The 20,518-nt window shown below is 68.1% G+C and carries 20 protein-coding genes and 1 pseudogene; 7 read left to right on the top strand and 14 right to left on the bottom strand.

Annotated features, from left to right (window positions below):
• The 3 genes from ACOJTB_RS10190 to ACOJTB_RS10200 form a co-directional block, all read left to right on the top strand.
• Positions 1-126, top strand: a 126-nt coding sequence (locus ACOJTB_RS10190) for a 2-oxo acid dehydrogenase subunit E2 (protein ID WP_420102438.1), incomplete at its 5' end; no start/stop codon positions are given.
• Positions 127-136: 10 nt separating this feature from the next.
• Entirely contained in the window at positions 137-1,534 is a 1,398-nt protein-coding gene (gene lpdA / locus ACOJTB_RS10195; protein ID WP_420102412.1) for a dihydrolipoyl dehydrogenase, read from the top strand.
• Between the two features lie 109 nt (positions 1,535-1,643).
• The gene (locus tag ACOJTB_RS10200; protein WP_420102413.1) at positions 1,644-2,030 is read left to right on the top strand and encodes a DUF983 domain-containing protein; all 387 of its coding nucleotides are present in this window, start codon (positions 1,644-1,646) and stop codon (positions 2,028-2,030) included.
• 25 nt (positions 2,031-2,055) lie between these two features.
• Here the strand turns inward: ACOJTB_RS10200 and ACOJTB_RS10205 are convergent, their stop codons facing one another.
• The 6 genes from ACOJTB_RS10205 to ACOJTB_RS10230 form a co-directional block, all read right to left on the bottom strand.
• Entirely contained in the window at positions 2,056-2,787 is a 732-nt protein-coding gene (locus ACOJTB_RS10205) for an amino acid ABC transporter ATP-binding protein (RefSeq protein WP_420102414.1), read from the bottom strand.
• Positions 2,768-3,421 carry an amino acid ABC transporter permease gene (locus ACOJTB_RS10210; protein WP_420102415.1) on the bottom strand — a complete coding sequence of 218 codons (654 nt, stop codon included), beginning with the start codon at positions 3,419-3,421 and terminating at the stop codon, positions 2,768-2,770. Before ACOJTB_RS10210 ends, ACOJTB_RS10205 begins: the two co-directional genes overlap by 20 nt.
• Positions 3,421-4,122 carry an amino acid ABC transporter permease gene (locus tag ACOJTB_RS10215; protein WP_420102439.1) on the bottom strand — a complete coding sequence of 234 codons (702 nt, stop codon included), beginning with the start codon at positions 4,120-4,122 and terminating at the stop codon, positions 3,421-3,423. Before ACOJTB_RS10215 ends, ACOJTB_RS10210 begins: the two co-directional genes overlap by 1 nt.
• A gap of 80 nt (positions 4,123-4,202) precedes the next feature.
• On the bottom strand, positions 4,203-5,006 hold the full coding sequence (locus ACOJTB_RS10220) for a transporter substrate-binding domain-containing protein (protein ID WP_420102416.1): 804 nt from the start codon (positions 5,004-5,006) through the stop codon (positions 4,203-4,205).
• 80 nt (positions 5,007-5,086) lie between these two features.
• Positions 5,087-6,064 carry a 2-hydroxyacid dehydrogenase gene (locus tag ACOJTB_RS10225; RefSeq protein ID WP_420102417.1) on the bottom strand — a complete coding sequence of 326 codons (978 nt, stop codon included), beginning with the start codon at positions 6,062-6,064 and terminating at the stop codon, positions 5,087-5,089.
• Between the two features lie 18 nt (positions 6,065-6,082).
• Positions 6,083-6,844: a GntR family transcriptional regulator gene (locus ACOJTB_RS10230; protein ID WP_420102418.1), complete on the bottom strand. Its 762-nt coding sequence runs from the start codon at positions 6,842-6,844 to the stop codon at positions 6,083-6,085.
• Between the two features lie 216 nt (positions 6,845-7,060).
• On the opposite strand from ACOJTB_RS10230, the gene ACOJTB_RS10235 reads away from it, so the two are divergent.
• On the top strand, positions 7,061-8,260 hold the full coding sequence (locus ACOJTB_RS10235; RefSeq protein WP_420102419.1) for a mandelate racemase/muconate lactonizing enzyme family protein: 1,200 nt from the start codon (positions 7,061-7,063) through the stop codon (positions 8,258-8,260).
• A gap of 11 nt (positions 8,261-8,271) precedes the next feature.
• On the top strand, positions 8,272-9,039 hold the full coding sequence (locus ACOJTB_RS10240; RefSeq protein ID WP_420102420.1) for an SDR family oxidoreductase: 768 nt from the start codon (positions 8,272-8,274) through the stop codon (positions 9,037-9,039).
• Between the two features lie 65 nt (positions 9,040-9,104).
• Here ACOJTB_RS10240 and ACOJTB_RS10245 read toward each other — a convergent pair whose 3' ends face one another.
• Both ACOJTB_RS10245 and ACOJTB_RS10250 read right to left on the bottom strand, forming a co-directional pair.
• Positions 9,105-10,334: a GTP-binding protein gene (locus ACOJTB_RS10245; protein WP_420102421.1), complete on the bottom strand. Its 1,230-nt coding sequence runs from the start codon at positions 10,332-10,334 to the stop codon at positions 9,105-9,107.
• A gap of 104 nt (positions 10,335-10,438) precedes the next feature.
• Positions 10,439-11,656 carry an MFS transporter gene (locus tag ACOJTB_RS10250; protein WP_420102422.1) on the bottom strand — a complete coding sequence of 406 codons (1,218 nt, stop codon included), beginning with the start codon at positions 11,654-11,656 and terminating at the stop codon, positions 10,439-10,441.
• Positions 11,657-11,828: 172 nt separating this feature from the next.
• Here ACOJTB_RS10250 and ggt point away from each other — a divergent pair, with 172 nt between their 5' ends.
• Positions 11,829-13,427: a gamma-glutamyltransferase gene (gene ggt / locus ACOJTB_RS10255; protein ID WP_420102423.1), complete on the top strand. Its 1,599-nt coding sequence runs from the start codon at positions 11,829-11,831 to the stop codon at positions 13,425-13,427.
• A 72-nt stretch (positions 13,428-13,499) separates the two neighbouring features.
• Here the strand turns inward: ggt and rocF are convergent, their stop codons facing one another.
• The 6 genes and pseudogenes from rocF to ACOJTB_RS10285 all read right to left on the bottom strand — a co-directional run bounded on the left by rocF (position 13,500) and on the right by ACOJTB_RS10285 (position 19,604).
• Positions 13,500-14,480, bottom strand: coding sequence for an arginase (gene rocF, locus ACOJTB_RS10260; RefSeq protein WP_420102424.1), 981 nt, complete (start codon positions 14,478-14,480; stop codon positions 13,500-13,502).
• A 98-nt stretch (positions 14,481-14,578) separates the two neighbouring features.
• Complete coding sequence (gene efeO, locus ACOJTB_RS10265) at positions 14,579-15,403, bottom strand: iron uptake system protein EfeO (RefSeq protein ID WP_420102425.1); 825 nt, start codon at positions 15,401-15,403, stop codon at positions 14,579-14,581.
• 1 nt (position 15,404) lies between these two features.
• Positions 15,405-16,793 (bottom strand): iron uptake transporter deferrochelatase/peroxidase subunit, encoded by a 1,389-nt coding sequence (gene efeB, locus ACOJTB_RS10270; protein WP_420102426.1) that lies wholly within the window; start codon positions 16,791-16,793, stop codon positions 15,405-15,407.
• A complete protein-coding gene (locus tag ACOJTB_RS10275; protein WP_420102440.1) occupies positions 16,790-17,812 on the bottom strand; it encodes a cupredoxin domain-containing protein in 1,023 nt (340 codons plus the stop codon). Before ACOJTB_RS10275 ends, efeB begins: the two co-directional genes overlap by 4 nt.
• Positions 17,801-18,619: pseudogene (gene efeU / locus ACOJTB_RS10280) on the bottom strand (iron uptake transporter permease EfeU); the annotation flags it as partial. The gene ACOJTB_RS10275 and the pseudogene efeU, both read right to left, overlap by 12 nt.
• A 196-nt stretch (positions 18,620-18,815) precedes the next feature.
• Positions 18,816-19,604 carry a class II glutamine amidotransferase gene (locus tag ACOJTB_RS10285; RefSeq protein ID WP_420102427.1) on the bottom strand — a complete coding sequence of 263 codons (789 nt, stop codon included), beginning with the start codon at positions 19,602-19,604 and terminating at the stop codon, positions 18,816-18,818.
• Positions 19,605-19,890: 286 nt separating this feature from the next.
• Between ACOJTB_RS10285 and ACOJTB_RS10290 the strand changes: the two genes are divergently transcribed.
• Positions 19,891-20,490: a TRAP transporter small permease subunit gene (locus ACOJTB_RS10290; protein WP_420102428.1), complete on the top strand. Its 600-nt coding sequence runs from the start codon at positions 19,891-19,893 to the stop codon at positions 20,488-20,490.
• Positions 20,491-20,518 lie beyond the last annotated feature (28 nt).

The following is a 20,518-nucleotide window of genomic DNA, read 5'->3' on the forward strand; positions in this document are numbered from 1 at the left end:
CGCAAGATGATGAACCTCTCCTCCAGCTTCGACCACCGCGTCATCGACGGCTGGGACGCGGCGGTGTTCGTGCAGCGGCTGAAGGAGCTGCTGGAGACGCCTGCCATGCTCTTCGTGGATCTGTGAGGAGCCTGCGATGACCGACATCACCTGCAAGCTCCTCGTCATCGGCGCCGGTCCCGGCGGCTATGTCTGCGCCATCCGTGCCGGACAGCTCGGCCTCGACACCGTCGTCGTCGAGAGCGGCAAGCTCGGCGGCTCCTGTCTCAATGTCGGCTGCATCCCCTCCAAGGCGATGATCCATGTCGCCGAGGAGTTCGAGAAGGCGGCCGAGGCCGCTGCCGGCAGGACGCCTTTCGGGCTGACTGCGGCCGAGCCGAAGCTCGATCTGAAGCAGGCCATCGCCTGGAAGGACGGCGTCGTCCAGCGCCTCAACAACGGTGTGGCCGGCCTGCTGCGCAAGGCCAGGGTCAAGATCGTCCAGGGCCGCGCCCGCTTCCGCGACGGCAAGACCGTGGTCGTCGAGACCGAGACCGGGCCGAAGACGATCCATGCCGAGGCGATCGTCATCGCGACCGGCTCGGCCCCGGTCGAGCTGCCCTTTCTGCGCTTCGGCGGCAATGTAATCTCCTCGACCGGCGCGCTGGCGCTGACGGAGGTTCCGAAGCGCCTCGTCGTGGTCGGCGGCGGCTATATCGGGCTCGAACTCGGCACCGCTTTCGCCAAGCTCGGCGCCAAGGTCACCGTCGTGGAGGCGCAGGACAAGGTTTTGCCGCTCTACGATGCCGAGCTGACGGGGCCCGTCGCCAAGCGGTTGACGTCGCTGGGCGTCGAGGTGCTGCTTGGCGCCAAGGCGCTGGGTCAGACGGCGAAGGGAGACGGTTTGCGGATTGAGACCGCCGAGGGTCGCGAGCGCGAGCTGCCGGCGGACAAGATCCTCGTTACGGTCGGCCGCAAGCCGGTGACCGAGGGTCTAGGGCTCGAGAACCTCGTGCTGGACATGGATGGCCGCTTCATCCGGATCGGCGAGCGCTGCGAGACGGCGATGCGCGGCATCTACGCTATCGGCGACGTCACCGGTGAGCCGATGCTGGCCCATCGCGCCATGGCACAGGGCGAGATGGTGGCCGAGATCGTGGCCGGCTTAGCCCGCGCCTGGGACAAGCGGGCGATGCCTGCGATCTGCTTCACCGATCCCGAGATCGTCTCGGTCGGCCTCTCGCCCGGGCAGGCGAAGGCGGCGGGCTTTGAGCCCAAGATCGGCCAGTTCCCGTTCCAGGCCAATGGCCGCGCCATGACGCGCCACGCCGAGGCCGGCTTCGTTCGGGTCGTGGCGGATGCCCGCAACGATCTCGTGCTCGGCATCCAGGCCGTGGGGCAGGGCGCCTCGGAACTGTCGGCCGCCTTCGGCCTCGCCGTCGAGATGGGCGCGACGCTGCAGGACGTCGCCGGCACCATCCACGCGCATCCGACGCTCGGCGAGGCCTTCCCGGAAGCGGCGATGAAGGCGCTCGGCCACGCACTGCATATCTAGCCGGCGCGGCTTATCGGCGCAGCGTCAAGCTGGCGCCTTGATATGGAGCAAGCGCGACGCGATCTCCTGACCAGACGCCGAAGCAAGGCGCCTCATCGCGAGATTGATCATGCCTGCCCAGACCGAATGGCCGACCCTATCACCCTTGCAGACCGGGCTTCGCGGCCGCTGCCCGCGCTGCGGCCAGGGGCGGATGTTCGAGGGCTTCCTGAAGATCAAGCCCCGTTGCGAGGCCTGCGGACTCGACTATTCCTTCGCCGACCCGGCGGATGGCCCGGCCTTCTTCGTGATGATGTTCGTCTGCGTGCCGGCGGTCGCCTTTCCGCTCTGGCTGGAGCTGACCTACGATCCGCCGAGCTGGGTGCATCTGGTGACGACCCTGCCGCTGATCCTCCTAACCTGCATCCCGCCGCTGCAGCCGCTCAAGGGCTGGCTCGTCGCCTCGCAATATGTTCACAAGGCCGAGGAAGGCCGCCTGGCGCGGCCGGAAGCCTGAGGCGGCGCCCCAGGCTTCCCGGGAATCAATGAGCGCCGGCGGTGACGAAGCCGCGCAGTTCCGGCGTCTGCGGGTTGGCGAACAGCTCCTTCGACGGACCCTGCTCCCAGATCTTGCCCTGATGCATGAAGATCGTGGTGTTGGCGACGTTGCGGGCGAAGTTCATCTCGTGCGTGACGAGGATCATCGTCATGCCGCCCTTGGCGAGCTTCTCCATCACGAGCAGCACCTCGCCGGTGAGTTCCGGGTCGAGCGCCGAGGTCACCTCGTCGAACAGCATCACCTTGGGCTGCATCGCCAGCGAGCGGGCGATGGCGACGCGTTGCTGCTGGCCGCCGGAGAGATTGTCCGGATAGCTGTCGAACTTGTCGGAGAGGCCGACCTGCGCCAGCACGTCCTTGGCCAGCGCCTGCGCCTGCGGCTGCGGCACGTTCTTGGTGATGCGCGGCGAGAGCATGATGTTCTGCCCCACGGTGAGGTGTGGGAACAGGTTATAGCTCTGGAAGACGATGCCGACATCCTTGCGCAGCTCGCGCAGATGCTTGGGGTCCTGGTCGAGCTTGTGACCCGCCACCTCGATCCGGCCGGACTGGAAGGCCTCCAGCCCGTTGATGCAGCGCAGCAGCGTCGATTTGCCCGAGCCCGAGCGGCCGATCAGCGCCACGACCTGCCCGGTCTCGACCGAAAGCGAAACGCCCTTCAGGACCTCGAGCTTGCCGTAGCTCTTATGGACGTCTTCAATGAGAACGGCTGGCATTCATCACCTTTTCGAGATGGCGGCTGAGCCGGGAGAGCGGGAAGCAGATCGCGAAATAGATCAGCGCCACCAAGCCGAAGACCCGGAAGGAATCGAAGGTCGCGTTGTTGACCAGCTGTCCGGCGCGAGCGAGCTCGACGAAGCCGACCACCGAGACGATCGAGGTGTTCTTCACCAGCTGGACGAGGAAGCCGACCGTCGGCGGCAGCGAGATGCGGATCGCCTGCGGCAGGATGACGTAGCGATAGGTCTGCGCCCGCGAATGCGCCAGCGAGGAGGAGGCCTCCCATTGCTGGAACGGCACGGATTCGATCGAGCCGCGCCAGATCTCGGCGAGATAGGCGCTGACATAGATCGCGAGCGAGGCGGACGCCGCCAGGAAGGGCGGCAGCTCGAAGCCGATCACCGACAGCCCGTAATAGCTCATGAACAGCACCATGAGCACCGGGATCGACTGGATGACCAGGATGTAGGTCGAGGCGATGCGCCGCACGATCTTGATGCGCGAGAGCCGCATGATCGCGAAGACGCCGCCGATCGCCCCGCCGATCAGGAAAGCGATCGCGGTGAGCAGTAGCGTCCAGCCCGCGGCGCGCAGCAGGAAGAGGACTTCAGGCCAGCCGAAGGTCGACATCAGGCGGCCTCCGCCTTGGCGTCGAGACGATCGACGCTGGAGACCCGGGGGAAGATGGCGCGGCCGAGAAAATTGAGCCCGATCTTCAGCGAGAGCGCCAGCACCAGATAGATGATGGTCACGATGATGTAGGTCTCGAAGCTGCGGAAGGTGTTCTGCTCGATGATCGCGGCGGTGCCCGAAAGCTCCGGCACGGCGATGAAGGAGCAGATCGAGGAGGCCAGCAGCATCAGCACGAATTGCGAGGACAGTGCCGGCCAGACGCGCGCCAGCGCCGGCATCAGCACGACGTGCTGGAACACCTGGCGCTTCGTCATCGCCAGCGAGAGCCCGGCTTCCAGCTGCGACTTATGGATCGAATCGACGCCGGCGCGGATGATCTCCGTCGCATAGGCACCGAGATTGAGCGTCATCGCCAGCAGCGCCGCTTCGGTCCCAGCGAGGCGGATGCCGATCAGCGGCAGGCCGAAGAAGAGCATGAAGAGCTGGACGAGGAAGGGCGTGTTGCGCATCAGCTCGACATAAGCATCGACCAGCAGGCCGACCCAGCGGCCGAGCAGGCTCTTGGCCGCGACGAGCAGCACGGCGAGCGTGAGCCCCAGCAGGATCGCGCCGAAGGACAGGCCGATCGTCAGCAGGACGCCCTGAATGATCCGGTCGCTCTCGGCGATGACCGGCTCGAACTGGAATTGCATCGGCAGGAGATCCTCGCCTTGGCTAAGACGCCGGCGGATCGGGTCCGCCGGCGTTCGAGATCAGGCCCTTGCGGGCGCGGCGTGGCTCAGAAGGTCGGGAGCTGCGGCAGCGGACCGCCGACCCACTTCTCCGAGATCGCGTTCAGCTCGCCGTTCTGCTTGATGTAGTAGATCACGTTGTCGAGCCACTGCTTCAGCTCGAAGGCGTCCTTGCGGACGGTCATCGAGTTCGGCTGCATGCCGAAGAAGAACTTCACCTCGGTTTCGGTCTCGCCGCGCGCCTTGATGGCCGCATTGGCCTGGGCGTCCGGGCCGGCGATCGCCTCGACCTGGCCGGAGAACAGCGCCTGCATGGTGGTGGCGTCGTCTTCGAAGCGCAGGATCTTGAGGTTCAGTTCCTTCTCGCGATTGGTGAATTCGCGCTCGACGCTGGAGCCGCGGTTGACGCCGACGGTGCGGCCCTTCAGGTCCGCCCAGGTTTTGATCGGCGTGCCCTTCTTGGCGTAGATTCCCATCTGGAAGGCGCTGTAGGGGCTGGTGAACATCACGGCGCGGGCGCGCTCGGGCGTGGGAGCGAGGGTGGCGACGAGGAAGTCGACCTTGCCCGCTTCCAGCGCCGGGATGCGCGAAGGCGGCGTCAGCTGCACCACCTCCATCGGCACGCCGAGATATTTGGCGACCAGCGTGGCGACGTCGGCATCGTAGCCGATGGCGTTGCCGGTCGAATCGACCGAGCCATAGGGCGGGGCGCCGATCAGCACGCCGATGCGGACCTTGCCGCGCTTGACGATGTCGTTGACCGATTGGGCCGAGGCCTGGCCGGCGGCCAGGATGCCGGCGCCGAGCGCCAGCAGCGTGCCGGCGACACGGAGATGCTTGAAGAAGGTCATGTTCGTTTCCTCTCTGCTGCGGCGCTGCCGCCGATCGTGAACCCGGCTCTTTGCGGCCGGTTCGAAGCTGGGAACGGGGATCAGGCGCCCTGGCGAACCACGTTGACGAGCGGCTCGCCCGCGAAACGCCGTCTGATGTTGTCGGCGATGACCCCCTGCCTGCGGCTGATGGTGCCGCTCGTCCATCCGGACATGTGAGGCGTCATTAAAACGTTTGAAAGCTCCTGAAAAGGCAGATTCGACGGCTGAGGGCTCGCATCCCCAGCCGAGGGATACCGATACCATGTATCGATCGCCGCACCGCCGATGCGCTTGTCCCTCAGCGCCTCGTAGAGCGCCTGCTCGTCGATGGTCGGCCCGCGTCCGACATTGATCACCATCGCATCCGGCCGCATGGCGGCGAAGGCGGCCGCTCCGACGATGCCGCGCGTCTCTTCGGTCAGAGGCACCGAGACGACGATGATGTCGGCCGAGCCCCAGAAATCCGCCAGCGCATCGAGCGTGAAGGCGCGGTCGACGAGCGCGGAGGCAGCGACGGGGCTGCGATTGGCGACATGGACCGTCATCTCGAACGCCTTGGCACGCGCCGCGATGGCCTTGCCGATATGGCCGAAGCCGAGCAGGCCGATGGTCCTGCCCGCGATCTCTCCATGCACCCGCTCCGGGGCGCCGGCCCAGTAGCGCCAGTCGCCCTGGCGGAGCCGGCTGTCGGCATCGGCCAGCGGAATGTCGCGGGCGAGGATCGCGCTCATCACATACTCCGCGATCGCCTGCTCGTGGCCGAAGCAGTTGCAAACCGCCGCCGACGCCGGCAGCAGCGAGAGGTCGACCATGTCGTAGCCGGCGCCCGGCACATGGAAGAGCTTCAGCTCCGCCGGCACCGGCAGGCTGGCATCGAATTTCACGCCGATGATGGCCTGCGCCGCCGCATAGGTCGCCCGGTCCGCCTCGCTGGCGAGGATGTCGGGCAGCAACGTGATCTCGGACGGCTCGCCGAGGCGCTCGGCGAAGCCATGGCTGAAGGAGGCGGCGTTCTCGCCATGGAAGATGATGCGCATGTCTCGTTTCGGGTGAAGCTAGCGTGGCAGAAGCGGCGCGATGCTGGAATCCAGCAGCGAGGGGTCGATCCGCTGTTCGAGGCCGTCGAACATCTGGTCGACGAAATCGACGAGTTCGTCCGCAGCCGCGACGGCGCGATCCACCTGCGAGGCGGCGATGCCGTTCAGCAGGGCCAGGTGATGATCGACGGTGCCGTGCAGATTGTCCGGCGTCGCGATATAGCTGTGGTAGAGGTGCCCGATGCGCCGGAAGATCGTGTGCAGCGGCCGCAGTGTGTGTTCGAGAAAGGGCTCCCCGGCGGCCGAGAGGATCATCTGGTCGATGCGCCGGTCGAGCGGGTTGAAGGCCGCCAGCGTCATCTCGTTCCGCTTGTCGCGCAGCAGCCGCGCCATGTGCAGCATCTGGTTGCGATGGGTCGGACCGGCCCGCTCGGCAGCAAGGCGGGCCACGAAGCGCTCCAGATCGCGGCGCAGCTTCAGCAGCATGCGCTCGCGCGCCAGGTCGATCGGCGCGATCTGCAGCCCGTGGCGCGGGCGCACGAGGATCAGCGTGTCGGCGGCGAGGCGGCTCACGGCGTGATGAACCGGCGTGCGGCCGAAGCCCGTCAGATCCTGCAGGTCCTGCATGGTCAGCTGCTGGCCCGGCCTGAGCTGGCAGTCGATCAGCATCGCCTCGATGCGCTCATAGGCGAGCTCGAAGAAATTCAGCCGGTTGCGCCGTGGCGGCGGATCCAGCGCGTCCGCAGCCACCAATTGCGGCTGGGCCTTGGCATCGGCCATCGTCTCTCCCCGCTCTGCGATCCGGCCAGCGTCCTCGCTGCGTCCGGCAGGCTCTTGGTGGCCCCGTCCATGGGACGATAAACATGTTGTGATATTTTACAAGCGATCTTATGGTCGGCGTCGCCTCCCCCGACCTTAGGGCCGGCGGGGCGCATTCAAAAGCACAAGCGGGCTCGACCAAAGTCGAACAAGATCCCGCTGCCGGGGGAGCCGCCGATGAAGATCACAGCGATCGAGACCCTGCGAACCGAGGAGTTCGCCAATGTCCTGTGGGTGCGCGTCCACACCGATGCCGGCATCGTCGGCCTCGGCGAAACCTTCTATGGCGCGGCCGCGGTGGAGTGCCATCTGCACGACACGCTCGCCATGCGCCTGCTCGGCAAGAACCCCCTGCATATCGAGGCGCTGCACAAGGAGATGACCAACCTGCCGATGGCCCAGGCCTCGACGGGCGCCGAGTCGCGCGCCACCTCGGCGGTGGACATCGCGCTGTGGGACATTTTCGGCAAGGTCTGCGGCCAGCCGGTGCATCAGATGCTCGGCGGCCTGTGCCGCGACAGGCAGCGAATCTACAACACCTGCGCCGGCTATGGTTATGTTCGCTCGCACAACATCAAGCCGGTCTCGACCTGGAATTTCGGAGCGGCAGAAGGCCCCTATGAGGACCTGAACGGCTTCATGAACCGCGCCGACGAGGTCGCCGAGAGCCTGCTGGCCAGCGGCATCACGGCGATGAAGATCTGGCCCTTCGACCCGCCCGCCATCGAGAACCAGGGCCTGTTCATCACGCCCGAGCAGATGCGCAAGGCCTGCGAGCCCTTCGAGAAGATCCGCAAGGCCGTCGGCGACAGGATGGAGATCATGGTCGAGTTCCACTCGCTCTGGAACCTGCCGACCGCGATCAAGATCGCCCGCGTGCTCGAGCAATACCAGCCGAGCTGGTACGAGGACCCGATCCGGATGAACTCGCCGCAGGCGCTGGCGGAATTCGCCCGCTCCACCACCGTCTCGGTGACGGCGAGCGAGACGCTGGGCTCGCGCTTCCCCTACAAGGACATGCTCGACCGCGACGCGATGCATGTGGTGATGGCCGATCTGTGCTGGACCGGCGGCCTGACCGAAGGTCGCAAGATCGCGGCGATGGCGGAAACCTATCACCGCCCCTTCGCGCCCCATGACTGCATCGGGCCCGTCGGCTTCATCGCCGCGATCCACGCCTCCTTCAGCCAGCCCAACACGCTGATCCAGGAATCGGTGCGGGCCTTCTACACCGGCTGGTACAAGGAACTGGTCACCGAGATGCCGCGCATCGAGGGCGGCTATGTCTATCCGATGGAGGCGCCCGGCCTCGGCGTCGAATTGCTGCCGGCCGTGTTCGAGCGCTCGGACCTGACCGTGCGCCGTTCGAGCCTGTGAGGACGACGCCGATGACCAATCCCCTTTTCGATCTCACCGGCCGCACGGCCCTCGTCACCGGCTCCTCGCGCGGTCTCGGCCGCGCCATGGCGGAGGGCCTGGCCCAGGCCGGAGCCCGTATCCTCGTCAACGGCACCGATGCCGCGCGCGTCGATGCCGCGGTGAAGGAGATGCGTCAGGCCGGCTACGAGGCCGATGCCGCCGCTTTCGACGTGACCGCAGAGGCGCAGGTCGTCGCCGCCTTCGAGCGCTTCGACGAGGCCGGGATCGCCGTCGACATTCTCGTCAACAATGCCGGCATCCAGTTCCGCAAGCCGATGGTGGAACTCGCCACCGCCGATTGGCAGCGCGTCATCGACACCAACCTGACCTCGGCCTTCATGATCGGGCGCGAGGCCGCCAAGCGCATGATCGCGCGTGGGGCCGGCAAGGTCATCAATATCGGCTCGCTGACCAGCGCGCTCGCCCGCGCCACCGTCGCGCCCTATACGGTCGCCAAGGGCGGTATCAAGATGCTGACGCAGGCGATGGCGGCCGAATGGGCCGAGCACGGCATCCAGGCCAATGCCATCGGCCCCGGCTACATGCTGACCGACATGAACGAGGCGCTGATCGCCAACCCGACCTTCGACGCCTGGGTCAAGGGCCGCACGCCCTCGAAGCGCTGGGGCCGCCCGGATGAGCTGATCGGTGCCGCGGTGTTCCTCGCCGCCCCGGCCTCCGACTATGTCAACGGCCAGATCATCTATGTCGATGGCGGCATGCTGGCCGTCCTTTAGGGTGGCCCGCCCCTTCCGCGGACCACGCCCTGCGCGTTCCAGGCCCGCGCCCGCGGCCTGACGGCTCAGGCCGCGCTCCGCTCCCATTGCGGAAAGGGGTCGTCCAGCGCCAGCAGCGACTGGGTCATCCCGGTCGAGACGCTGCCGGCGAGGCAGGCATCGAGCGCGGCGCGGATCGCCGACTCGTCCATCTGCGGGCCGCCGATGAACACCATCTCCTGACGCCGGTCGCCCCAGCTCGGCGACCAGTGCCGGCGCATCAGCGACTGGAATTCCTCCGAGCGCGGCCAGCGATCCTTCGGCACGGTGGCCCACCAGCGGCCCATGCCCTCGGTGCGGGTGATGCGCCCCGCCAGCGAATATTCGCCGACCCAGTCCGGCCGCGTCGCCAGCCAGAAATGCCCCTTGGCGCGGATCAGCCCCGGCCAGCGCCGGTTCATGAAATCATGCAGCCTGGCCGGGTGGAACGGCCGCCTCGCCCGGTAGACGAAGGAGCGGATGCCGTATTCCTCGGTCTCCGGCACATGCTCATGGGCGCCGTAGAGCTCCTTGTGCCAGAGTGGATGCTGTTGCGCCTTGTCTTCGCTGTAGAGCCGCGTATCGAGCACCTGTGCCAGCGGCACCCGCCCGAAATCGGCCTCGACGATGCGGGCATCGGCATTGAGGCCGCGCACCACGAGCCGCACCGCCTCAAGCTCCTGCGCCGAAGCCTCGCCGGCCTTGTTGATCACCACCATATCGGCGAACTCGATCTGCTCGACCAGGAGATCGACCAGCGTCCGCTCGTCGCCCTGGCCGGCGGTCTCGCCCCGGTCGCTCAGGAAGTCGCGGCTCTCATAGTCCTTCAGCAGGTTGAGCGCGTCGACCACCGTCACCATCGTGTCCAGCCGTGCGACGTCGTCGAGCGCATGGTCCTGCTCGTCCCGGAAGGAGAAGGTTGCCGCGATCGGCAGCGGCTCGGCGACGCCCGTGCCCTCGATCAGGAGATAGTCGAAGGCCTTCTCGCTGGCGAGGCGGCGCACTTCGGTCAGCAGGTCGTCGCGCAGCGTGCAGCAGATGCAGCCATTGGTCATCTCCACCAGCCGCTCCTCGGTTTGGGAGAGGTTGGCGCCGCCCTCGCGCACCAGGTCCGCGTCGATGTTGACCTCGCTCATGTCGTTGACGATCACCGCGACGCGCCGGCCTTCGCGGTTGTTGAGGATGTGGTTCAGCAGGGTGGTCTTGCCGGCGCCGAGAAAGCCGGACAGCACCGTGACCGGCAGGCGCCGGTCGATGAAAAGCTCGGAAGCGGACATGACGGAACTCGTATCGCTGCAATAAAGAAATGATACATTATAACATTGCAATTCTGTCAAGAGTGGGCTCGCCAGCGGGCGTAAGACGGAGCCGGGCTGAGCGATCAGGCGGCGGCGCTGAGGCCGAAACGCCGCTCGCAGGCGAAGAGGACGAGCAGCGCGAGCCCCATGCCGGCCCCCGTCAGCGCCGTGAGGTTCCAGCCGCCGGCGTGATAGGTCAGCGCGCCGAGGACCGAACCCAGCGCCCCGCCCATGAAGGTGATGGTCATGTAGATGGCGTTGGCGCGCCCGCGCATCGCGGCGGCGACGGAGAAAATGGCGCGCTGGCTGGTCACCTGGGTCATCTGCACCGCGGCATCCAGCAGCACGACGAAGACGACCAGCGCCGCCAGCAGGAGGCTCGCCACCGCCCAGCCGGAGCCCAGGAAACAGAGCGCCAGCGTCAGCATTGCCCCGCCCGTCGCCAGCCGGGAATGGCCGCGATCGGCCAGGTGCCCGGCCAGCGGAGCCGCCAGCGCTCCGCCCGCTCCGGCGAGCGCGAAGAGGCCGATGCCGTGCTCGGACAGGCCGAAGCGCTCGGTCAGCATCATCGGCGCCGCCGTCCAGAGCATGTTGAAGCCGGCAAACATCAGCATCTGGTAGGCGGCGCGCCAGCGCAGGACAGGAATGTCGCGGAGCAACCCTGCCATCGAGGCGAGGATCTGCCCGTAATGCAGCCCGCCTTGCGGCTTGTAGCGCGGCATCATCCGGGCGAGACCGGCGCCGATCGCCAGCATCAGCACGGCCGAGCTGAGGAACACCGCCCGCCAGCCGAAGCTCGCCGAAATGAACAGGGCGGCCGGCCGCGCCAGCATGATCCCGGTGAGCAGACCCGCCATCACCTTGCCGACGACGGCGCCGCGCCGCTCCTCCGGCGCCAGATGGGCCATGAACGGAACCAGCACCTGCGCGCCGGTTGCCGACAGCCCGATCGCGAAGCTGGCCAGCAGGAAGGGCGTCACGCTGCCGGCCAAGGCGATGCCGACCAGGGCCAGGCTGGTGACGCCGATCGCGCCGAGCACCAGCCTCTTGTTCTCGACGAGATCGGCCAGCGAAACGAGGAAGAAGAGTCCGGCACCATAGCCGATCTGCGTCACGCCGACGATGGCGCCGGCGAGATCCGGCGAGATGCCGATCTCGGGCGCGATCGAGGCGATGAGCGGCTGCGCGTAATAGATGTTGGCGACGAAGGCGCCGGTCGCGATCGCCACGAGGACGAGCAGCGGCGTCGAGAGCCGCGTCTGCCCCGACGCTGCGGCATCCTTGGCGGGGGCGGGGGACATGAAGGACTCCGGGGGGATGCGGCTTGCTGCGCGGCACAATTGCGCCATGCGCTCTTGCCTGTAACCCTGCCGGCTGCGCCCCGGCCATGCACGGCACGGGGATTGCCAGCGCGCCCCGCAGGCGGCACAGCCGGTCGGGAAAGCGCAAGGCAAGCGCCATGGAGAGGGACGGATGGAAAACTGGGGCATTCGCGATTTCATGGCGCCGGGGCGCTCTTTGGCGGTCGGCGACAAGGGCATGGCCGCGACCTCGCACCCGGCCGCGACGCTGGCGGCGGTCGATATCCTGCGCGCCGGCGGCAATGCGGTCGACGCCGCCATCGCGGCGGTGGCGGTGCAGGCGGTGGTCGATCCGCACATGACCGGCATCGGCGGCGACTGCTTTGCGATCTATGCCCCCGCCGGCGGCGAAATGGTCGCGCTCAACGGCTCCGGCCGCGCGCCCGCCAAGGCCGAGCTCGGCTGGTTCCTCGATCAGGGCCTGACGTCCATCGCGGCGGATTCGGCCCATGCCGTCACCGTGCCGGGCGCCATCGACGCCTGGTGCCGGCTGATGGAAGCCCATGGCAGCAAGAGTCTGGAGGAGGTCTTCGCCCCCGCCATCCGTGCCGCCGAGGAAGGCTTCCTCGTGACGCCGCGCGTCGCGCTCGACTGGGAGAAGAACCGCGGTCGCATCGAGAAGCACGGCCTCGGCAATGCCGTCTATCTGCCGGGCGGCAAGGCGCCGGCCGTGGGCGACAAAATGCTGCATCCGGCCCTCGGGCGGACTCTTCGCCGCATCGCCCGCGAGGGCCGCGCCGCCTTCTACGAGGGCGAGGTCGCCGAGGAGATCGTCGCGGTGCTGAACGGCGCCGGCAGCCTGATGGCGCTCGAGGACCTCGCCGCCACCCGCTCCGACGATGTCGCGCCGATCGGTGCCGATTATCGCGATCATCGCCTGTGGGAGTGCCCGCCCAACGGGCAGGGCATCGCAGCTCTGCTGATCACGCGCATCCTCGCCGGCTTCGACCTGAGCGATACCAAGCTGAGCGAGGCCGACCGCATTCACATCCTGGCCGAGGCGACCAAGGCCGGTTACCGCCAGCGCGATGCGCTCGTCGCCGACCCGGCCGTAAGCCCCTTCGACACCGAGCGCTTCCTCTCGGAGGAGTTCGTCGGCAGGCTGCGGGCGCAGATCAGCCTGGAGCGCGCCGCGAAGCCCGAGGCCTTCGACATGCCGCTGCACAAGGACACGATCTATCTCTGCGTCGTCGATCGCGACGGCAACATGATCTCCTTCATCAACTCGCTGTTCTCGGGCTTCGGCAGCGGCATCTATGCCGCGAAGTCCGGCGTTATGCTTCAGAACCGCGGTTCGGGCTTCCGCCTGATCGAAGGCCACCCCAACGCCATCGCCCCGCGCAAGCGCCCCTTCCACACCATCATTCCGGGCATGCTCGCCAAGGACGGCAAGGCGGTAATGCCGATGGGCGTGATGGGCGGGCAGTATCAGGCGACGGGCCATGCCCATTTCGTCTCCGGCATCCTCGACCGCGGGCTCGATCCGCAGCAGGCCTGCGACGCCCCGCGCAGCTTCGCCTATGACGGCAAGCTCACGCTGGAGACGACGATCCCGGAGGCCGTCGCGGCGGATCTGAAAGCGCGCGGCCATGACGTCGCCTGGTCGCAGGAGGCGATCGGCGGCTGCCAGGCGATCTGGGTCGATCACGCTCGCGGCGTGATGTTCGGTGCCTCCGACAACCGCAAGGACGGCATGGCGCTGGCCGTGTGAAGAGACGCTGCGGCCGTCTTGGTGATGGCACGGTTCCCCCCGCGATGTCAGGCACCGTCGCGCTTTAGGTTTTCAGCCCGCCGCGATCGCGTTGGTCGGCGTCGGGCGGTCGGTGATCTGCTGGCCGAAGAGGCTGGCCGCCAGTTCCACCGCCAGCCGCGCCGTCTGGCCGCGATCGTCGAGGAAAGGGTTGAGCTCGACGATGTCCATCGAGCGCACGAGCCCGGAATCGTGCAGCAGCTCCATGACCAGATGCGCCTCGCGATAGGTCGCGCCGCCCGGCACGGTGGTGCCGACGCCCGGCGCCAGCGGTGGGTCGAGGAAATCGACGTCGAAGGAGACGTGCAGCACGCCGTCGGCGGCCCGCACCTTCTCGATCACCCGGCGGATCAGGACGCCGACGCCATGCTCGTCGATGGCGCGCATATCCGCGATGTCGATGCCGCGTGCCTTCACCGCCGCTTTTTCGAGCGGGTCGATCGAGCGGATGCCGAAGAGGCTGAGCTGTGCGGGGCTGATCGAGGCGCGCGGCTCGGCGCCGAGCAGATCGTCGAGGCCGCTTTCGCCGCAGAGAAAGGCCGAGGACATGCCGTGCATGTTCCCGGAGGGTGAGATCCCCGGCATGTTGTAGTCGGCATGGGCATCGAGCCAGAGCACGAAGAGCTTGCGGCCCTGCTCGGCCCAGTGCCGCGCGACCCCGTTGACCGAGCCCATGGACAGGCTGTGGTCGCCGCCGAGGAAGATCGGCGTCGCCCCCGTGCGCGCTACCTCATAGGAGCGGGCGCTGAGGGCGCGCATCCAGGCGGCGATCTCGGTGTAGAAGCGCGCATTCTCGGGCGCCGGCCCGGCGACGGGGACAAGATCGCGCGGCAGGATGTCGCCATGATCCTCGACGCGGTAGCCGAGGCTTTCCAGCACGCGCGCCAGCCCCGCCGTGCGCAGCCCCGCCGGCCCCATCAGCGCGCCGCGCTGCGAGGCGCCCACCTCGATCGGGCAGCCCAGCAGGGCGATGCGGCCATGCGGCACGGCGGAAAGGGCTTGGAAGGCGCTCATCGGGATCATCTCGGCAGGGCGGAAAAGGCGATGCGTGGCCCGTCATTGGCCCATCGCACCGCCTTCGTCGAGAGGCCCGCAGGAGACCCGGCCCTGTCTCAGCCGAGGCCGAGCACGCCCTTGAGCTTCGCCAGATCCTCCGCGAGCGCGGTGATGGTGGCGGCGAGCGCCTTGCGGTCGGCCTCGGTCAGCTTGTCATAGGTCTCGAAGCCGCCATCCTTGAGCTTGTACTTGGCCAGCGTCCGGTCGACCGTGGCGAACTGGGTGTCGATCTTCGCCGTCAGCGCCTTGTCGCCCTTCATCAGCAGCGGGCGCAGCAGATCGACGATGGTCTTGGCGCCGTCGATATTGGCCTGGAAATCCCACAGATCGGTGTGGCTGTAGCGGTCCTCCTCGCCGGAGATCTTGGTCGCCGCGACCTCCTCGATCAGCACGGCCGCGCCGCCGACCATCTTCTCTGGCGGGACGGTCAGGCCCTTGATGCGGCCCTGCAGCTCGGTCACATCCGCCATCAGCCCGTCGGCGATCGGGGCGAGCCCTTCTGTGCTGTTCTTGGCGAAGAGCCCGTATTCGATCCGGTGGAAGCCGGTGAAGTCGGGGTCCAGCTCCTTCTTCTCATGGGCGTCGGCGCGGGCATCGATCTTGCCGTCGAGATCGCTGAACAGCTCGGCCACCGGCTCGATCTTCTCATAGGAAACCCGCGTCGGCGCATAGAGTGCCTTGGCCCTGGGCAGGTCGCCGGCCTTGACCGCGTCGGTAAAGGTCTTGGTGTCCTTCACCAGCTGGTCCACGCCCTTCGAGACATATTGCTTGTAGGCGGCGACGGGCGCGACGAGGTCGAGCGGGGAGGCGGCACCGGCGGGGCCCGCCAGCACGAGGGCGAGGCCGGCGGCAGCGGCCAGGGGGGCAAGGCGCGGGGTCATTTCAATCTCCTGTCCTGTGGATCGAAGCGGGGCGGGGCCCGGCGGGTCCGCTCGCGGAAGCCGGCTGCGCGGCGCGGGCGGCCGCGAAAAGCGTCCCGCCGAGAATGCCGCCGGGGGCTGGCACGCCGGGCAGGGCGAAGAAATATCCGCCTCCGACGGGCTTGATGTATTCCTCCAGCGGCTCGCCGTTCAGCCGCGTCTGGACCGCGACGAAGGCGCGTTCCAGATCCTGCTGGAAGCAGATGAAGAGCAGACCCATGTCGAGCTGACCGGCGCGGGTGACGCCGTTGGAATAGTTGAAAGGCCGGCGCAGCATCCGGCTGGCCTCGGTCTCGGCGCGGCGCGGATTGGCGAGGCGGATATGCGCGTCGAGCTTCGTGCGCTGCCCGTCCGGATCGTCGGCATAGGACGGTACGTCGTATTCGCGCTGCCCGCCGAAGGGCGCGCCGCTGTCCTTGCGCCGGCCCATGATCTCTTCCTGCTCGGAAAGCGCCGTGCGGTCCCAGCGCTCGACGAAATTGCGGATGATCCGCACCACCTGATAGCTGCCATCGGTGGCCCAGCCTGGTTCGTCCGAGCCGGGCTTCACCCAGACCAGCGCGTTCATCGCAGCTGGATCAGCCGCGTCGGGATTGGCGGTGCCGTCGCGAAAACCGAGGAGGTTGCGCGCGCTCGGCGGCGGCTCCCCGGCGGAGGCTTTCGGCTGCGGCGGGCTCGGCGGCACGCTGCCTTCCTGCTTCCAGCGCAGCAGCAGCAGATCGGGCGCGTTCTTCAGGATGTCGCGCAGCGCATGGATATTGGTGTCGGCGCTGTTGGAGCAGATCTGCAGCAGCAGGTCGCCATGGCAGAGCGATGCGTCCAGCGCGTCGTTGGGGAAGCGCTTCATCCGCTGCAGGCGCCTGGGCTTCAGCGCCGCCAGCCCATAGCGGTCGTCGAAGAGCGAAGCGCCCAGCGCCACCGTGACGGTGAGGTTGTCCGGCGCGATCACGGGCCCGAGAATGCCGGAATCCGGCGGCGGGAACGCCGCCGGCGCCGTGGGCGCGGGGCCGCCCTGCATCAGGAAGCCGATGCGGTCCGTGAGGATGCGAAAGAGCCGCTCCAGCTCGTCGCGCGACGTGGCGGTGACGTCGAAGGCGGCGACCATCCCGGTGGCCGGGCGCGGGGTCACGATGCCGGCCTGATGCTGCCCGAAAAAGGGCTGGCGCTCGCTGGCTGAATCGGCCGGCGGGGCGGCGGCGGGGTTGCGGACGGGCTCGCTGGCGGCCTGGGCGAGGCCGGCGCCACCGAGCAGGGCGGCGCCGCCGGTCAATAGTGCGCGGCGCGAGGGTGTGGAGGAGGGACAGGGGGAGGGGGCGGTCGGGCCGGAGCGGCCCGGGCAGCGTGGCGTCATGATTTCGGCTCCGTCCCCGGGAGGGCCAGCGCCTTGCGCATCGCCTCCAGATCGCCGGCGAGGGTGGCGCGGCCGCCGGGCTCGGCCTCGCGCGCCGCAGCGGCGAGGTCGGTCCGCACGCGGCCTGCCAGATCAGGCGCGACCCGCTCCGCCAGCGGGAGCAGCAGCCGCGCGATTTCGGCTGCGGCGGTGATGTCGTCGGGGCCGGCGGCGCTGTCCTGCGGCGCAGACAGCAGCGTGACCGCACCCGCCAGCATCTGGCCTGGCAGCACGGTGCGCTGATCGAGCGCGTCGCCGAGCGCGTGCGCCGCGGCCCGCAGCCGCTCGGGCGCGGCCGGCGGTGCGAGCAGGGCTGCCAGCGTCGCGAAACGTTCCGCCAGCGCGGGATCGCCCGCCGCTGCCGGCTCCATCCGCCGCAGCAGGCTGCGCGCCTGCGCCAATGCCTCCGCCCGGCCGGCCTCGTCGGAAGCGGTCGTCGCGATCTCGATCGCCTGCGCCAGAGCGGCGGCCCGCTCGCTGAGCATGGCGCGGTATTCGGCGGCGGGGCCGACCAGATCCATCAGGGTGAGACGCTGCGCCGGCGCATCGGCGGCCGCCTCGACGATCAGCCGGCCATGGGGCGCGCTGGGCAGGCCGCAGGTGATGTCGTAGCGACCCGGGCGAAGTTGCGTCGTCAGCCGGCGCGATTGGCCCGGCGCGATGTTCTCGCGCTCCTCCAGCACCATCACGCCGTCGAGAATCTCCCATTCCAGCACCCGCTCGCCGCGATTGCTGACGAGAAAGCTGGCCTTGCCGGCGGGAATGGTCAGCACCGCCGGATCGCAGCTGCGCTCGGTGATCGCGATGGCGATGTCGCCGGAGCCCGTGGCTGGCTGACGGGTGGTTGCGGCATAGACGAAGGCGCCGAGGCCCCCGAGGACCAGCAGCAAGGTCGCGGCGCCGGTGAGCCGAAGCGCCGGCGCGCGGCGCCTGGAATCCCGAACCGGCAGGGCCTGACCTGCGCCGGCCCTGCCCGCCACGGCGGATGCGGGGGCGCCGCGCAGGAACAGCACCAGCATCGGCAGCAGGAAGGCGAGATAGGCCGCCGCCTCGCCGAGCGTCGCCCGCTCCTGATAGCCGAAGAACCCCGAAAGCAGCGCACCGAGCGCGCCGTCGGCCGGCAGCACGGCACTGAGATCGTAGACGGGCTGCTGCAGATGGTTCCACAGCCCGGCCTCGTGCAGCGAGCGCACCGCATTGGCCAGAAGCCCCGCCGCGACGAAGAGGATCAGCACGCCCGTCCAGCGGAAGAAGGCGCGCAGATCGAGCTTCACGCCGAGCGCATAGATGGCGTAGCCGATGCCGCTCGCCACGAGCAGACCGAGCCCGGCCCCCAGCATCGGCCCCGCGCCGTTCGCCTGCTGCAGCACGGCGAGCAGGAAGAACACGGATTCCAGCCCCTCGCGCGCCACCGCCAGGAAGGCGAGGCCGACCAGAGCGAGGCCCTGATGGGGGCCCTCCAGCGCGGAATCGACTCCGGCCTGCAACTCGCCCTTGATCGAGCGCGCCGCCTTGCGCATCCAGAACACCATGGAGGTGAGCATCGCCGCCGCCACCAAGCCGATCGCCGCCTCGAACAGCTCCTGCCCTCGCTGCGGCAGCTCGCCGACGAACAGGCTGAGCGCGGCCCCGGCCAGAAGGCTGGCGGCGCAGGCGAGGCCGACGCCGACCCAGAGCGCCGGCAGCCATTCCCTCCTCGCGCTGCGCACGAGGTAGCTCGCCACGATGCCGACGATCAGCGCGGCCTCGAGACCTTCGCGCAGCATGATGAGAAATGGGACCAGCACGGCAGCCATCCTTGCGCCGCGTGCAGAGATTTCGCGGCGCCGCGGCCCGTGTGACTAGGCAGCGCATTCAGGCGCGTCAACAGAATTCGCCTAGTTTGGAATGATCGTAAATTAAAGGAAGCGCAACGATTACTTGGAAATGATCTCGATTTCAGCCGGAGATCTTTCGTGTCGGACGTCGCGGTGGCGGCCGGCGTCAGGCCGCCTGCTGCAAGGACGTTTCCAGCGGCGAAAAGCTCACGGTGCCGCCGTTGATCGTCGCCAGCGTGTTGCAGGGCAGGGCCTGCCAGCATTCGCGCGCGGCATCGACGGGCTCGGAAGCCACGACGATGCTGTCGGGCTTCTGGCAGACATAGAGGCTCGGCGGCCGGGCGTCGGATGACCAGCGCACGGCGTGGATCGCCTCGCCATCGGCGAGCGCGGCGGCGCAGCGCAACGGCTCGGTGATTCCGGCCTGCGCCATCAGCCGGAGCGCATCGCCGAGCGCGGCTGCCAGCGCAGCGCCGGGCGCCATGCCCTCCTCCAGATGCGCCAGAGCCAGCAGGAACAGTGCCTCGGAATCGGTGCTGCCGGCGCGCGCGCCATAGAGCGCATCGGGGATCAGCGCCTCCAGCCGGCGGCGGATCGTCGAATAACCGCCGATCTGGCCGTTATGCATGAACAGGTAGCGGCCATGGACGAAGGGGTGACAATTGGCCCGTGTCGTCGCCGTGCCGGTGGCGGCGCGCACATGCGCGAAGAACAGATGCGAGCGCACCTGCCGCGCGATCGAGAGCAGGTTCTCGTCCGACCAGGCGGGCCTGACCTCCCGATACTGCCCCGGCTCCGGCCGCTCGCCATACCAGCCGATGCCGAAGCCGTCGCCATTGGTGCCGGTCTTCGCCTCCTCGGCATGGAGCGACTGATGGATCAGCGAATGGCAGGGCGAGGCGACGAAGTCCTCGAGGAAGACGGGCAGGCCGGAATAGGCGAGGAAGCGGCACATGGGCGGGCTCGGCGAGGGCTCGAATCGGCCGTCGCCGGAACAGGCGACCTGGAGAAGTTTATTCGCGATTCCTGAATGTGAACATAACGAAAATTCTCTGAGGCTGCAGTTGGCCCGGCGCCGCCTGGGCAGCGCAGGCGCTTAAGGCTTTCGTCTAATGGATAAGGCGGCCCCCGGCTTGCGTGGCCCGGACCTATCCGATACCGCTCCACTTCATAATTGGCGCATGGGCGGTAGGCCTCGGGGGCATGACCCGGCCAGGGCGCGACGTGAGGGGAGCGAAGAGGTGCAGGGTCTCCTGGCGGTCAGCCGCGTCATCGATATGGTCAACCGGCAGATCGGCAAGAAGGTCGCCTGGCTGATCCTGGCGGCGGTCATCGTCGCGACGGTCAACGCGATCGTTCGCAAGGTCTTCAACGTCTCGTCCAATGCCTGGCTCGAACTGCAATGGATGCTGTTCGGCGCCGTCTTCCTGATGTGCGCCTCCTGGACGATGCAGGTGAAGGAGCACATCCGCATCGACATCGTGAACGCGACGTTGCCCCGGCGCGTGCGTCAGTGGATCGAGCTGCTCGGCCACATCTTCTTCCTGATGCCGTTCTGCGTGCTGATCGTCTATCACTCCTGGCCCTTCTTCATGCGCTCCTACGCCATCAACGAGCAGTCGCTCTCGGCCGGCGGCCTGCCGCAATGGCCGGCCAAGGGGCTGGTGGTCGTCGGTTTCGTGATGCTGACGGTCCAGGGCATCTCCGAGATCATCAAGCAGGTCGCGATCATGCGCGGCTATCTGGAGGATCAGGAGGCCGCGGCCGGACATGCCGCCGCCGCCGAGGCGGAAGCCCAGCGCCTTCTCGACCAGGCCAAGCAGCAGGGCCTGGCTTCTTGAGCCGCCCGCGAGACGACCGGAACCACGC

It is taken from the genome of Allobosea sp., from assembly GCF_048595345.1.
GTDB lineage: Bacteria > Pseudomonadota > Alphaproteobacteria > Rhizobiales > Beijerinckiaceae > Allobosea.